The sequence below is a fragment of the Geodermatophilus sp. URMC 64 genome (genome assembly GCF_053502555.1).
Window position 1 is genome coordinate 1,363,056 of record NZ_CP199955.1, and the last position, 13,815, is coordinate 1,376,870.

Here is a 13,815-nt window from a genome sequence, read left to right on the forward strand (position 1 = left end):
TTGGTCGTCGCGCGGCGCCCGGGAGTTCCCGCCGGTCAGCCGTCCGCGGGTCCGGGCGTCCAGCGCTGCTCGATGCGGCCGAACCGCCAGATCGCCACGGCCCCGGCCCAGGCGACGACGAACAGGCCCACGATCGCGAAGCCGACGTACTCCAGGTCGAGCGACGCGGCCCAGACCAGCGGACCGGAACCGATGTCGAGCCGGTCGACGAGCAGCCCCGCGAGCACCAGGGCGCCGATGACGAGGGCGACGGTCACCGAGAGCAGCGTGACGGTCAGGTTGTAGAAGACCTTCCGGACCGGCTTGAGGAACGCCCAGCCGTAGGCCCGCGACATGAGGACGCCGTCGGCGGTGTCGAACAGGCTCATGCCGGCGGCGAAGAGGACCGGCAGCACGAGGATCGCGTACCAGGGCAGGGCGAACGCGGCCGAGCCCGCGGCGAGCACCAGCAGCGCGACCTGGGTGGCGGTGTCGAAGCCCAGCCCCATCAGCAGGCCCACCGGGTAGAGGTGCCAGGGCTTGCTCACGCGCCGGGTCATGCGCCCCAGCAGCCGGGCGAGGAAGCCGCGGTTGTGCAGGTGGCGCTCGAGCTCCGCCTCGTCGAACCGGCCCGAGCGCATCTGCCGGAAGACCTTGGCGATGCCCACCGCCGCCACGAGGTTCATCAGCCCGATGAGCAGGAGGAACACGCCGGCGACCAGGGTCCCGATCAGCCCGAGGGCCTGGCCCACCCCGGAGTCGCCGTCCTGCACCACGCCGGCCACGGAACGGACGCCGAGCACCAGCAGCAGGGCGGCTCCGAAGACCACGGAGGAGTGCCCCAGCGAGAACCAGAACCCGGTGCTCACCGAGGACCGGCCCTCGCCGACGAGCTTGCGGGTGGTGTTGTCGATCGAGGCGATGTGGTCGGCGTCGAAGGCGTGCCGCACGCCGAGCATGTAGGCCGTCAGCCCCACGCCGACGCCCAGGACGCCGGTGCTGCCCAGGTGGTAGCCCTGCGGGGCGACGGCCAGCACGAGCACGCCCCAGCCGACGACGTGCAGCAGCAGGACGAACGCCGTCATCCCGGCGATCGACCGGCGGTCGCGCGTCGAGAACCGCCCCGGCGGGACGGCGGAGGGCGAGGGGGCCTGGACGGCCGGGCTGGGCAGCACGGTCCGACCTTACTGCGAACCTTTTGCAACAACACCCGAACGCAGGTCCGGCTGTGGCCGGGGCCACCGTCGGCAGCCCACGCAACACGGCTGGAACACCGCGGCCGGACACGCGGCACGGAGTTCACCGCGCCGAAACAGTGGCGCGCGATCGGACGAAACAGGCCGACGGCACGGTGAACCCCACGTCGCCTCCATGGCCGGGGGCGCCGGACTCCCGCCCGTCCCCGGTGCGCCCAGGCGCCCCGGGTCCGTCCTCTCGTGGCGGTCCCCGCGACCGCCACACCGATCCGTCAGGAGGTTGCCGTGGACACCGGCGACACCGCCTGGGTCCTGGCCAGCGCCGCTCTGGTGCTGCTGATGACCCCCGGTCTGGCGCTCTTCTACGGCGGCATGGTCCGCGCGAAGAGCGTCCTCAACATGATGATGATGAGCTTCGGGGCGCTCGCGCTGATCGGCGTCCTCTGGGTGCTCTACGGCTACTCCATGGCCTTCGGCAACGACATCGGCGCCGGCCTGCTGGGCAACCCGTTCGAGTTCTTCGGGCTCAACGGCCTCATCGGCGCCGGCACGTTCGACGCCGCGTTCACCGACACCACCGACACGGTGTTCACCATCCCGTCGCTGGCCTTCGTCGCCTTCCAGGCGATGTTCGCGATCATCACCGTGGCGCTGATCTCCGGCGCGATCGCCGACCGGGCCCGCTTCGGCCCGTGGATGCTCTTCGCCGGCATCTGGGCCACGATCGTCTACTTCCCGGTCGCCCACTGGGTCTTCGCGTTCAACGGCGCGGAGTCCGCGGTCGGTGGCTGGATCGCCAACAACCTGCTGGCCATCGACTTCGCCGGCGGCACCGCGGTGCACATCAACGCCGGTGCCGCGGGCCTGGCGCTCGCCCTCGTGCTCGGCAAGCGCCGGGGCTTCGGCCGCGACCCGATGCGGCCGCACAACCTGCCCCTGGTCATGGCCGGCGCCGGCCTGCTGTGGTTCGGCTGGTTCGGCTTCAACGCGGGCTCGGCGCTGTCGGCCAACGGCCAGGCGGCCGAGGCGTTCGTCAACACCCTCGTCGCCACCTCCGCCGCGGCCCTCGGCTGGCTGGCCACGGAGAGGATCCGGGACGGCCACGCCACCTCGCTGGGTGGTGCCTCGGGTGTCGTCGCCGGCCTGGTGGCGATCACGCCGTCCTGCACCTCGGTCACCCCGATCGGCGCGATCCTCGTCGGCGCGATCGCCGGCATCCTCTGCGCCCTCGCCGTCGGCCTGAAGTACAAGCTGGGCTACGACGACTCGCTCGACGTCGTCGGCGTCCACCTCGTCGGCGGTCTGTGGGGCACGGTCGCGGTCGGCCTGTTCCTGTCGTCGGCCTCCTCGGCCGGCGCCGTGTACGGCACCGAGGGCCTGTTCTACGGCGGCGGCGTCGAGCAGCTCTGGCGGCAGGTCGTCGGCGCCCTCGTGGTGCTCGTGTTCTCCTTCGTCGTCACCTACGTCATCGGTCTGGCGATCCAGAAGACCGTGGGCTTCCGCATCAAGGAGGAGCAGGAGGTCGCCGGCATCGACACCGTCGAGCACGCCGAGACGGCGTACGACTTCGCCTCCCTCGGCAGCGGTGGGGGAACATCTCTCGTCGGCCAGGCGCACGCCACCCCCGGTGAAGGCATGGCCCGTAGCACGGAAGGGGTCCGCGCATGAAGCTGGTCACCGCCATCGTCAAGCCGTTCAAGCTCGACGACGTCAAGAACGCCCTCGAGCTGATCGGGATCACCGGTCTCACGGTCAGCGAGGTCCAGGGCTTCGGCCGCCAGCGCGGCCACACCGAGGTCTACCGCGGTGCGGAGTACCAGGTCGACTTCGTGCCCAAGGTCCGGATCGAGGTCGTCGTCAGCGAGCTCGACGCCGCCCGCGTCGTCGACGCGATCGTGGAGTCCGCCTCCACGGGGCAGATCGGCGACGGGAAGGTGTGGGTCACCACGATCGACGAGATCGTGCGGGTCCGCACCGGCGAGCGCGGGGACGACGCGCTCTGACCCGGCCGCGCTGAGCACCTGAGCACGCCCGTCGGCCGGGGTAGCCGGGGAGACCCGCTGCCCCGGCCGACGCATCCCGCGCCGGACGCACAGAGGGGACGCCGTGCTGGACATCGAGGCGCTGCCGGGGCTGACCCGCGCCGAGCGGGTGCAGGTGCTGGACTCCTGGCTGGCCGGTCTGCTGGCGGAGGCGGTGCGGGGCACCCCTCCGCCGAAGCAGCGGCGCGGAGCGCCGCCGCCCCGCACCGGCACCGACGGGCTCGCGCTTGTCGCGGTGGGCAGCCTCGGCCGGCGGGAGCCGGCGCCGCACGGCGATCTCGACCTGGTGCTCGTGCACGACGGCCGCCCGGAGATCGCCGCGCTCGCCGACGCCCTCTGGTACCCGATCTGGGACACCGGCCTGCGGCTGGACCACTCGGTGCGGACCGTCCCCGAGGCCGTCTCGGTCGCCTCGGCCGACGTCAAGGCCGGGCTCGGCCTGCTCGACGTCCGCCTCGTCGCCGGGGACGCCGCCCTGGCCGCGACCCTGCGCTCGGCCACCCTCGCCAGCTGGCGCGCCTCGGCGGGCAAGCTCCTCCCGCAGCTGCGCGACCTGCGGCGCGGCCGCGCCCGCCAGCTCGGCGAGCTGGCCTTCCTGCTCGAGCCGGACCTCAAGGAGGCCTACGGCGGCCTGCGCGAGGGCCAGGTGCTGCGCGCCCTCGCGGCCGCCCAGCTGGCCGACGGCCCGGGGCCCGAGGCCGAGCAGGCCTACGCGCTCCTCCTCGACGTGCGCGACGAGCTGCGCCGGCGCAGCAGCCGCCCGACCGACGTGCTGGTCCGCCAGGAGCAGCGGCCGGTCGCCGACGCGCTCGGGCTGGCCGACGAGGACGCGCTGCTGCGCGAGGTGAGCCTGGCTGGGCGCCGGCTGGCGTTCGTCGCCGACGAGACGTGGCGGCGGGTCGAGGCGGCGCTGGTCCGGCGGCCCCGCGGCCGCTACCGGCGGGTCCGCCGCGAGCCCCTCGCCGAGGGCGTGGTCCGCCAGGGCGACGAGGTGGTGCTGGCCCGCGACGCCCGCCCCGCCGCCGACCCCGGGCTGCTGCTGCGCGCCGCGGCGGCGGCCGCCCGCGCCGACGTCCCGCTCTCGCCCTACACGCTCAAGGTGCTGGCGGTGCACACGCCGGCGCTGCTCGAGCCGTGGCCCGCGGAGGTCCGGTGGTCCTTCCTCCGGCTGCTGGCCAGCGGCCGGCCCGCGGTCGCCGTCCTCGAGCAGCTGGACCAGGAGGGGCTCCTGGCGCGGCTGCTGCCCGAGTGGGACCGCGTGCGCTGCCTGCCGCAGCGGCACCCCTGGCACCGCTTCACCGTCGACCGGCACCTGGTGGAGGCCGCCGCGGCGGCCGCCGAGCTCACCCACGACGTCGACCGCCCGGACCTGCTGCTGGTGGGGGCGCTGCTGCACGACATCGGCAAGGGCCATCCGGGCGACCACAGCGTCGTGGGGGAGCCGATCGCCGCGGGCATCGCCGCCCGCATGGGGTTCACCTCCGCCGACGTCGCGACCATCGGCGCGCTGGTCCGCCACCACCTGCTGCTGCCCGATACCGCCACCCGGCGGGACATCGACGACCCCGCGACCGTCACCCGCGTCGCGGACACCATCGGCCGGGACCCGGCGGTCCTGCAGCTGCTGCACGCCCTCGCCCAGGCCGACGGCGCCGCCACCAGCGCCTCCGCGTGGTCGCCGTGGAAGGCGCACCTGGTCGCCGCCCTCGTCGCCCGGGTGCAGGCCAGCCTGGGGTCCGCGCCGGCGCCCGAGCCCGAGCCGGTGCTGCACCCCGCCAAGGCGCAGGTCAGCGCGCTGGCCCCCGGCGCGGCCGGCGAGCTGACGGTCGGCGTCGAGGACGTCGCCGACGGCCAGCAGGTGACGTTCGGGGCGCCGGACCGGCGCGGGCTGTTCAGCGTCCTGTCCGGCGTCCTGGCCCTCAACCAGCTCGACGTCCGGGCGGCGAAGATGTCCATCGAGGAGGGCTACGCCACCGCGGTGTTCGCCGTCCGGCCCCGGTTCGGCCGGGCACCGGTGCCGGAGATCCTGGCCGACGGCGTGCGGGCGGCGCTGGAGGGGACGCTGTCGCTGCCGGCCCGCCTGCGCCAGCGGGAGGCGGACTACCGGCAGAACGGTGGCCGCACCGCCGCCCCCCGCATCTCCTGGCACGACTCGGAGGTCAGCGGGGTCGCCACGGGCATCGTCGAGGTGCGGGCCGCCGACCGCGCCGGGCTGCTGTACCGGCTCACCGCCGCCCTGGCCGACGAGGGGCTCGACGTCACCTCGGCGCGGATCGAGACGCTCGGAGCGGATGCCGCCGACAGCTTCTACGTGGTGAACCCGTCGGGGGTGCCGATCGAGGCCGAGCAGCGCCGGCGGGTGGAGGCGGCCCTGGTCGTCGCCGCCGGGGGTGCACCGGCCGACGCCGTGTAGCGCACTCCCGGTGCGGAGCGTGCGCGACACGCCACGCGAGGTCCCCGGATCTGTCGGCACCGCGTGCGACGGTCTCCCGGACGTCGCGGGACGGAACGGTCCCGCCTCGAAGGGGGGAGCTCTTCGTGGAGAGCCGGATCTGGCCCTGCCGCAGCTGCGGGGACGACCGCGTGTTCCTGCAGCCGCCGTGCGTCGACGGGCACAGCGCGGACGGCGGGGAGTGCCCGGAGTGGGCGTGTGCCGACTGCGGGGACGCCGTGCTCGTCGACGTGCCGGTCCTGGTCGTCGACGCGCCCCTGGCCCGCGCGGCCTGAGCCGGCCCCGTCCCGGGGCCCGCCCTGAGCCTGCGAAGGGTGGGGAGGACGGGGTCCTTTATCTCGATACCCTGGGGGGCAGGAGGCGCGGCCCGGCCGCGCCCGTGACTTCGACGAGGACGTGCTGTGTTCGAGACCCTCTCCGACCGCCTGGACAAGGTCTTCACCGGCCTTCGGGGCAAGGGCCGGCTGACCGAGGCCGACATCGACGCGACGGCGCGGGAGATCCGCATCGCGCTGCTCGAGGCCGACGTCGCGCTGCCCGCCGTCCGGGCGTTCATCTCCGCGGTCAAGGAGCGGGCCCGCGGCGCCGACGTCTCGCAGGCGCTGAACCCCGCGCAGCAGTTCATCAAGATCGTCAACGAGGAGCTCATCGGGATCCTCGGCGGCGAGACCCGCCGGCTGCGGTTCGCCAAGACCTCGCCGACGGTGATCATGCTCGCCGGTCTGCAGGGCTCCGGTAAGACCACGCTCGCCGGGAAGCTCGGCCGCTGGCTGAAGTCGCAGGGTCACACCCCGCTGCTCGTCGCCGCCGACCTGCAGCGCCCGAACGCGGTCAACCAGCTCTCGATCGTCGCGGGCCAGGCCGGCGTCGACGTCTTCGCGCCCGAGCCGGGCAACGGCGTCGGCGACCCCGTCCGGGTCGCCGCCGACTCGATCGAACACGCCCGCCGCACCATGCACGACGTCGTCGTCGTCGACACGGCCGGCCGGCTGGGCATCGACGCCGAGCTGATGCAGCAGGCCGCCGACATCCGCGACGCCGTCCACCCGGACGAGACGCTGTTCGTCGTCGACGCGATGATCGGTCAGGACGCCGTCACCACCGCCGAGGCCTTCCGCGACGGCGTCGGCTTCAGCGGCGTCGTCCTCACCAAGCTCGACGGCGACGCCCGCGGTGGTGCCGCGCTCTCGGTCCGCTACGTGACCGGGCAGCCGATCATGTTCGCCTCCACCGGTGAGAAGCTCACCGACTTCGACGTCTTCCACCCCGAGCGGATGGCCTCGCGCATCCTCGGCATGGGCGACGTCCTCACCCTCATCGAGCAGGCCGAGCAGGCCTTCGACGCCGAGCAGGCCGAGAAGATGGCCGGCAAGCTCGTCAGCCGCGAGGGCTTCACGCTCGAGGACTTCCTCGAGCAGATGATGGCGATCCGCAAGATGGGCCCGATCGCCAACCTGCTCGGCATGCTGCCCGGCGCGGGGCAGATGAAGGAGCAGCTCAAGCAGATCGACGACCGCGACCTGGACCGGACGGCGGCGATCATCCGGTCGATGACGCCGGAGGAGCGGGTCAACTCCAAGATCATCAATGCGTCGCGGCGGGTGCGCATCGCCAACGGCTCGGGCGTGAGCGTCACCGACGTCAACCAGTTGCTGGAGCGCTTCGCCCAGGCCCAGAAGATGATGGGTCAGATGGCCGGCAGCATGGGCCTGCCGGGCATGGGCCCGATGTCGAAGAAGGCACGCGGCCGGCAGATGCAGGCGCAGTCGAAGAAGGGCAAGAAGGGCAAGGGCAAGGCCAAGGGTGGACCCGCCCGGCGGCCGATCGGCGCGCCCGGCGGCTTCCCGGCCGCCGGCGGGAACCCCTTCGGCGCAGGGCTGCCCGGCGGCATGCAGGGCGGCATGCCCGGACTGCCGCCCGGCCAGGGCCTGCCCGATCTCTCGAAGCTGAACTTCGACCAGTTCAAGGACGACGGCGGCCGGTGAGCCCGGCCGTTCACCTCTCCGGCGTGGTGCTCCCCGAGGGGGAGCACCGCGAGGTGTGGGTGCGCGACGGGCGGATCACCTTCGATCCGGTGCCCGGCGCGGAGACGGTCAGCCGCGGCGGGTGGCTGCTGCCCGGCCTGGTCGACGCGCACTGCCACGTCGGCATCGCGCCCGGCGGGACGCCGCTGGAGGACCCCGCCGCGCTGCGCGAGCAGGCGTTGACGGACCGGGCCGCCGGCGTCCTGGCCCTGCGCGACTGCGGGTCCCCGGTCGACACCCGCGCCCTCGACGACGACCCCGAGCTTCCGCGGATCATCCGCGCCGGCCGGCACATCGCCGCCCCGCGCCGCTACATCCCCGGCCTGGCGGCCGAGGTGGAGCCCGGCGACCTGGCGGCAGAGGTCCGCACCCAGGCGCGGCGGGGCGACGGGTGGGTGAAGCTGGTCGGCGACTGGATCGACCGCGGCGTGGGCGACCTGGCCCCCGAGTGGCCGCGCGAGGCGGTCGAGGCCGCGATCGCCGCCGCGCACGCCGAGGGCGCCCGGGTCACCGCGCACACGTTCGGCACCGATGCGCTGCCCGACCTCATCGACGCCGGCATCGACTGCATCGAGCACGGGACCGGGCTGACCGAGGAGCTCATCGGCCGCATGGCCGCCCGCGGCACCGCCGTCGTCCCGACATTGGTCAACGTCGCCAACTTCCCGGGCTTCGCCGCGTCGGGGGAGAAGAAGTTCCCGTCGTACGCCTCGACCATGCGACGGCTGCACGCGTCGGCCGGGGCGGTCGTCCGGGCCGCGTTCGACGCCGGCGTGCCGGTGTTCGCGGGCACCGACGCCGGCGGCGGGATCGCGCACGGGGTCATCGCCGACGAGGTGCGCGCGCTCGCCGACGCGGGACTGCCGGCCGAGGCGGCGCTCGCGGCGGCGTCGTGGGGGGCCCGCGACTGGCTGGGGCTGCCGTGCGTCGAGGAGGGCGCGCCGGCCGACCTGGTGGTCTACGACGCCGATCCGCGCAAGGACCTCGACGCCCTGGCCCGCCCGCAGCGCATGGTGCTGCGCGGCCGCCTCGTCGCCTGACGGGGTCCTCCTAGACGGTCACGCCGGCGGCGGTGCAGGCGTTGCCGAAGGCGGTGACCGGCTCCTCCAGCCCGCCGATCGCGGTGTACAGGTCGCCGCCGGACTCCACGTCGGTGATCACCTGGCCGGTCGCGGCGGAGACGTCGTCGGCGGCGTCGAGCAGGGCGGCGTCGGCGTCCCGGTGGTCCCGCGGTGCGTCGCGCAGCTGCTCGAGCAGCGGGACGACGTCGGACGGGTTCACCTCGCCGTTCTCGTCGACGGCGAGCAGCGAGAGCCCGACGTAGCCGAACCAGCCGACGACCGCCTGGCAGAGCCCGTCGTTGCCGGGCACGCCGCCGCCGGGGATCGGCAGGTCGTCGGAGCCGGTGGCCTCGGTGCCCGGGTCCTCGGTGCCCGGGTCCGCCGCGCCCGTGTCGCCGGCCTCCTCGATCGGGGGAGCGGCGGCCTCGCTGGTCTCCTCCTGCGCCGTGGGAGCGGGGGAGGCGGTGGCGTGGACGGTCGAGGAGCAGGCGGCGAGGGACAGGCCGGCGGAGGCGGCGAGGACCAGGGTGACCAGCCGTCGGGGCGTGCGCATCGGTTCTCCGTTCCGAGGGAGCCGCGGTGTGCGGCTCGGTCGGGACGAGACGGTCACCGAGGCCTCTTGGACGGTGCTTGCGCTCGGCTAGGCCGGCGGCCCCAGGTCCAGCGCAACCGTCGTCCCGGTCGGGGACGACGCCAGCCGCAGGCCGCCCCCGGAGTTCTCCGCGGTCCGGCGGGCGATGTCCAGGCCGAGCCCGGTCGACCCGCCGCCGCTGCGGCCGCGCTCGACCGCGGCCTCGGTCAGCCCCGGACCGGTGTCGGCCACGGACACCTCGGCCCCGCCCCCGACGCGCGGACGCACCGCCACCCGGAAGCCGGTGCCCTCCGCGGTGTGCGCGAAGACGTTGCCGAGCAGCGCGTCCACGGCGGCGCCGAGGTCGGCCGCGGCCACGCGGACCGGGAGCGGCCCGTCGGGCAGGTCCAGGCCGACGTCGCGCCGCTCCTCCTCGGCGAGCAGCGACCAGAACGCCACGCGGTCGGCGACGACGGCCGTGGCGTCGCAGGCCGCCCCCAGCCCCTCGCGCACCGGCCGGCGTGCCTCGCTGATCACCTCGTCCACCGTGCGGCCGAGCGCGTCGACGTCGTCGAGCAGCCGCTCCCGGTCCGGGGAGGGCAGCGACTCGGCGTCCAGGCGCAGCGCGGTGAGCGGGGTGCGCAGCCGGTGCGCCAGATCCGCCGCGGACTCGCGCTCGGCAGCGAGCAGCTCGCCGATCCGGCCGGCCAGCCGGTTCACCGCCGTCCCCACCTCGTGGACCTCCGGCGGACCGCCCGGCTCCACCCGCGCGGACAGGTCGCCGCTGCCCAGCCGGTGCGCGGTGTCGGCGAGCTCGGTGACCGGGCGGGTGAGCGAGCGGGCCAGGCGGTCGGCGACCAGCAGGGCGAGGACGAAGAGCAGCACGCCGAGGCCGGCCAGCACCAGCCAGGTGCGGGTCACCCCGGCCCGCAGCGCGTCCGCGGGCACGAAGACCTCGACGACGGCGGTCCCGTCGTCGCGCTGCACCGGCTGCACCAGCCGGGTGCCGTCGGCCGTGTCGATCTCGGTCGCGGTGGCCGGGGTGTCGGCGGTGCTCACCCCTTCGGCGCCGAGCCAGCGGCCGTCGGTCCAGCGCACGCCGGCGCGGTCCCCGTCGTCCCCGAGGCCGGAGAGGGCGACCTGCACGTCCTCCGGCTCGCGCAGGGCGACCGAGGGAATGAGGAACTGCAGCTGCGACCGGGCCGAGTCCAGCGCCCGCGCCTCGGCCACCCGCGAGACCAGGGATGCCGCCGGCAGGAGGAAGGCCAGCAGCACGACCGAGGTCGTCGCCGCGACGAGCAGGGTGATCCGCCGTCTCACGGCTCGGGCTCGGGGACGGGCTCGGCGTCGGGTTCGGCGAGGCGCACCCCGACGCCGCGCACCGTCTGGATCAGCCGCGGCTCGGCCGCGGACTCGCCCAGCTTGCGGCGCAGCCACGACAGGTGGACGTCGACGGTCTTGTCCGAGCCGCCGTAGGGCAGCTGCCACACCTCGCGCAGCAGTTCCCGCTTGGGCACCACCGTGCCGACCCGGGCGGCGAGATAGGCGAGCACGTCGAACTCCTTGGGCGCGAGCTCGACGGGGCGGCCGGCCAGGGTCACCCGCCGGCTGCGCGGGTCGACGGTCAGGTCGCCGACGGTCACCGGCGCCGGCCCGGTCTCGCCCCCGCCGGAGCGGCGCAGCACCGCGCGGATGCGGGCCTCGAGCTGGCCGGCCTGGAAGGGCTTGAGCACGTAGTCGTCGGCGCCGGCGTCGAGCGCGGAGACGATGCTGCCGTCGTCGTCGCGGGCGGTCGCCACGATGACCGGCACGGAGGAGACGGCCCGCAGCATGCGCAGCAGCTCCGCGCCGTCGAGGTCGGGCAGCCCCAGGTCGAGGACCACGAGATCCGGCCGGCCCTCCACCGCCTGCTGCAGCCCGCTCATCGCGGTGCCCGCGGAGCTGACGGCGTGGCCGCGCTCCCGCAGCGCCCGGATCAGGGCGGTGCGGATGCGTTCGTCGTCCTCCACGACCAGCACCTGTGCCACGAGCGGACGCTAACCCCGCACCGGGCGCTCGCAGGGCGCCCGCGCCGCACCTTGACCCGTCCTTGGGACTCCCTTAACCCTTCTGCGTGCAGGCTGACCGCCATGAAGCGCACTCTCCTGCTGGCCGCCGTGTGGGTCGTGGCCGCCGCCGCGGCCGTCGGCGTCGGTTTCCTCGCCGTGTCGCTGGTCGATGCCTCGGCCTCCCCGGCCACCCAGCCGGCCGCGGAGACGACGGCCGCCACGAGCACCGGCACGCCGGTCCCGCCGCCCCCCGTCGTCGCCCCGGGGGAGCAGTCCACCGCCGGCGGCACCGTGTTCGCCTCGTGCGTGGACGGCGGTGTGCAGCTGGCCGCGGCACCCGCGGCCGGCTGGGAGGTGGAGACGTACACCGACCACGTGGAGTTCGAGAGCGCGTCGCAGAAGGTCGAGGTCTACGCGGACTGCACGAGCGGCTCCCCGCAGTTCTTCGTCGAGGGACCGCGGTCCGACGGCAGCGGTGGGAGCGACGACTCGGTGTCGTCCTCGGCGTCCTCCTCGGTCCCCCCGCCCCCGCCGGTCACCGAGGACAACGGTGGTGACCGGGGCGGCCACGGCTCCGACGACCCGCCCGGCGACGACAACGGCGGCGACCGCGGGGGCCACGGCTCGGACGACTGACGGGACTGCGCGGAACCGCCTCGAGCGGTGCTGGGAGACTCGTCCCGTGCTGCTGCGGATGTCCACGCTGTTCCTGCGCACCCTGCGCGACGACCCGGCCGATGCCGAGGTGCCGAGCCACCGGCTGCTCGTGCGCGCCGGCTACATCCGCCGCGCCGCGCCCGGCGGCTTCACCTGGCTGCCGCTGGGCTATCGCGTGTTCCGCAACGTGGAGCGGGTGGTCCGCGAGGAGATGGACGCGATGGGCGCCCAGGAGGTGCACTTCCCGTCCCTGCTGCCGCGCGAGCCCTACGAGGCGACCGGCCGGTGGACCGAGTACGGCGACAACCTGTTCCGGCTGCAGGACCGGCGTGGGGCCGACCACCTGCTCGGCCCCACGCACGAGGAGATGTTCACGCTCCTGGTGAAGGACCTGTACTCGTCGTACAAGGACCTGCCGCTGTCGCTGTACCAGATCCAGACCAAGTTCCGGGACGAGGCGCGGCCCCGGGCCGGACTGCTGCGCGGCCGCGAGTTCACGATGAAGGACAGCTACTCCTTCGACGTCGACGACGCCGGCCTCGAGGCCTCCTACGCGCGGCACCGCGAGGCCTACATCAAGATCTTCGACCGGCTCGGCCTGGAGTACGTCATCGTCTCGGCGATGTCCGGCGCCATGGGCGGCTCGAAGAGCGAGGAGTTCCTGCACCCGACCGAGATCGGCGAGGACACCTTCGTCCGCTCGCCCGGCGGGTACGCGGCCAACGTCGAGGCGGTGAGCACCGTCGTCCCCGAGCCGATCCCGCTCGACGGGCTGCCGGCCGCGCACGTCGAGGACACCCCCGACACCCCGACCATCGAGACGCTCGTGGCCGTCGCCCGGCAGCTGTTCCCGGACGAGGGCTACACCGCGGCGTCGACGCTGAAGAACGTCGTGGTCACCCTCGTGCACCCGGACGGCGCGCGGGAGCCGCTGGTCATCGGCATCCCGGGTGACCGGGAGGTCGACGCCAAGCGGCTCGAGGCGCAGGTCGCACCGGCCGAGGTGGAGCCGTTCACCGACTTCGAGAAGCACCCGGGGCTGGTCAAGGGCTACATCGGCCCGGAGGTGCTGGGCAAGGACAGCGAGACCGGCATCCGCTTCCTGGTCGACCCGCGCGTCGTTCCGGGCACCCGGTGGATCACCGGCGCCAACGCCGAGGGCAAGCACGTCTTCGACCTGGTCGCCGGACGGGACTTCACCTGGGACGGCGTCGTCGAGGCCGCCGAGGTGCTCCCCGGTGACCCGGCGCCGGACGGCTCCGGCCCCCTGGAGCTGGCCCGCGGCGTGGAGATCGGCCACATCTTCCAGCTCGGCCGCAAGTATGCCGACGCCCTCGGCCTGCAGGTGCTCGACGAGAACGGCAAGCTCGTCACGGTCACGATGGGCTCCTACGGGATCGGCGTCTCGCGCGCGGTCGCCGCGATCGCCGAGTCCACGCGCGACGAGCTGGGCCTGTGCTGGCCGCGGGGGATCGCGCCGGCCGACGTGCACGTGGTGGCCACCGGCAAGGACGCCGCCGTGTTCGAGGCGGCCGACGCCCTGGCGCGGGAGCTGGTCGCCGCCGGGCTGACCGTCCTCTACGACGACCGGCCCAAGGTCAGCCCCGGCGTGAAGTTCAAGGACGCCGAGCTGCTCGGGATGCCGACGATCGTGACCGTCGGCCGCGGCCTGGCCGAGGGCGTCGTCGAGCTGCGCGACCGGGCGAGCGACCAGCGCGAGGAGGTGCCGGTCGGCGAGGCCACGGCGCGGATCCTGGCTGCTGTTCGGCCCTAGCCGTCGTCGGC

The 13,815-nt window shown here is 74.5% G+C and carries 12 protein-coding genes; 8 read left to right on the forward strand and 4 right to left on the reverse strand.

Annotation, left to right across the window (positions count from 1 at the left end; translation table 11 throughout):
- Positions 1-35: 35 nt before the first annotated feature.
- Positions 36-1,154: a HoxN/HupN/NixA family nickel/cobalt transporter gene (locus ACWIYF_RS06745; protein ID WP_448627346.1), complete on the reverse strand. Its 1,119-nt coding sequence runs from the start codon at positions 1,152-1,154 to the stop codon at positions 36-38.
- A 306-nt stretch (positions 1,155-1,460) separates the two neighbouring features.
- On the opposite strand from ACWIYF_RS06745, the gene ACWIYF_RS06750 reads away from it, so the two are divergent.
- The 6 genes from ACWIYF_RS06750 (at position 1,461) to ACWIYF_RS06775 (ending at position 8,733) form a co-directional block, all read left to right on the forward strand.
- Positions 1,461-2,843 carry an ammonium transporter gene (locus ACWIYF_RS06750; RefSeq protein ID WP_448627347.1) on the forward strand — a complete coding sequence of 461 codons (1,383 nt, stop codon included), beginning with the start codon at positions 1,461-1,463 and terminating at the stop codon, positions 2,841-2,843.
- Positions 2,840-3,178: a P-II family nitrogen regulator gene (locus tag ACWIYF_RS06755; RefSeq protein ID WP_448627348.1), complete on the forward strand. Its 339-nt coding sequence runs from the start codon at positions 2,840-2,842 to the stop codon at positions 3,176-3,178. Before ACWIYF_RS06750 ends, ACWIYF_RS06755 begins: the two co-directional genes overlap by 4 nt.
- 103 nt (positions 3,179-3,281) lie before the next feature.
- Positions 3,282-5,630: a [protein-PII] uridylyltransferase gene (locus ACWIYF_RS06760; RefSeq protein WP_448627349.1), complete on the forward strand. Its 2,349-nt coding sequence runs from the start codon at positions 3,282-3,284 to the stop codon at positions 5,628-5,630.
- A 125-nt stretch (positions 5,631-5,755) separates the two neighbouring features.
- Entirely contained in the window at positions 5,756-5,944 is a 189-nt protein-coding gene (locus ACWIYF_RS06765; protein ID WP_448627350.1) for a hypothetical protein, read from the forward strand.
- A gap of 126 nt (positions 5,945-6,070) precedes the next feature.
- Positions 6,071-7,654, forward strand: coding sequence for a signal recognition particle protein (gene ffh, locus ACWIYF_RS06770; RefSeq protein ID WP_448627351.1), 1,584 nt, complete (start codon positions 6,071-6,073; stop codon positions 7,652-7,654).
- On the forward strand, positions 7,651-8,733 hold the full coding sequence (locus ACWIYF_RS06775) for an amidohydrolase family protein (RefSeq protein ID WP_448627352.1): 1,083 nt from the start codon (positions 7,651-7,653) through the stop codon (positions 8,731-8,733). Before ffh ends, ACWIYF_RS06775 begins: the two co-directional genes overlap by 4 nt.
- 10 nt (positions 8,734-8,743) lie before the next feature.
- On the opposite strand, the gene ACWIYF_RS06780 is transcribed toward ACWIYF_RS06775, so the two are convergent.
- The 3 genes from ACWIYF_RS06780 to ACWIYF_RS06790 form a co-directional block, all read right to left on the reverse strand.
- Positions 8,744-9,307 (reverse strand): hypothetical protein, encoded by a 564-nt coding sequence (locus ACWIYF_RS06780; RefSeq protein ID WP_448627353.1) that lies wholly within the window; start codon positions 9,305-9,307, stop codon positions 8,744-8,746.
- 87 nt (positions 9,308-9,394) lie between these two features.
- Positions 9,395-10,645 carry a HAMP domain-containing protein gene (locus ACWIYF_RS06785; protein WP_448627354.1) on the reverse strand — a complete coding sequence of 417 codons (1,251 nt, stop codon included), beginning with the start codon at positions 10,643-10,645 and terminating at the stop codon, positions 9,395-9,397.
- Positions 10,642-11,352 (reverse strand): response regulator transcription factor, encoded by a 711-nt coding sequence (locus ACWIYF_RS06790; protein ID WP_448627355.1) that lies wholly within the window; start codon positions 11,350-11,352, stop codon positions 10,642-10,644. The genes ACWIYF_RS06785 and ACWIYF_RS06790 overlap by 4 nt, the downstream gene beginning before the upstream one ends.
- A 102-nt stretch (positions 11,353-11,454) precedes the next feature.
- Between ACWIYF_RS06790 and ACWIYF_RS06795 the strand changes: the two genes are divergently transcribed.
- Together ACWIYF_RS06795 and ACWIYF_RS06800 are read left to right on the forward strand one after the other, a co-directional pair.
- Complete coding sequence (locus tag ACWIYF_RS06795) at positions 11,455-12,009, forward strand: hypothetical protein (RefSeq protein WP_448627356.1); 555 nt, start codon at positions 11,455-11,457, stop codon at positions 12,007-12,009.
- A 46-nt stretch (positions 12,010-12,055) separates the two neighbouring features.
- On the forward strand, positions 12,056-13,804 hold the full coding sequence (locus ACWIYF_RS06800; RefSeq protein WP_448627357.1) for a proline--tRNA ligase: 1,749 nt from the start codon (positions 12,056-12,058) through the stop codon (positions 13,802-13,804).
- Positions 13,805-13,815: the final 11 nt, after the last annotated feature.

Bases quoted from the DNA above. Each gene is read 5' to 3' on its own strand.
- ACWIYF_RS06755 (WP_448627348.1), top strand. From the start codon at position 2,840: ATGAAGCTGGTCACCGCCATCGTCAAGCCGTTCAAGCTCGACGACGTC.
- ACWIYF_RS06780 (WP_448627353.1), bottom strand. From the start codon at position 9,307: ATGCGCACGCCCCGACGGCTGGTCACCCTGGTCCTCGCCGCCTCCGCC.
- ACWIYF_RS06795 (WP_448627356.1), top strand. From the start codon at position 11,455: ATGAAGCGCACTCTCCTGCTGGCCGCCGTGTGGGTCGTGGCCGCCGCC.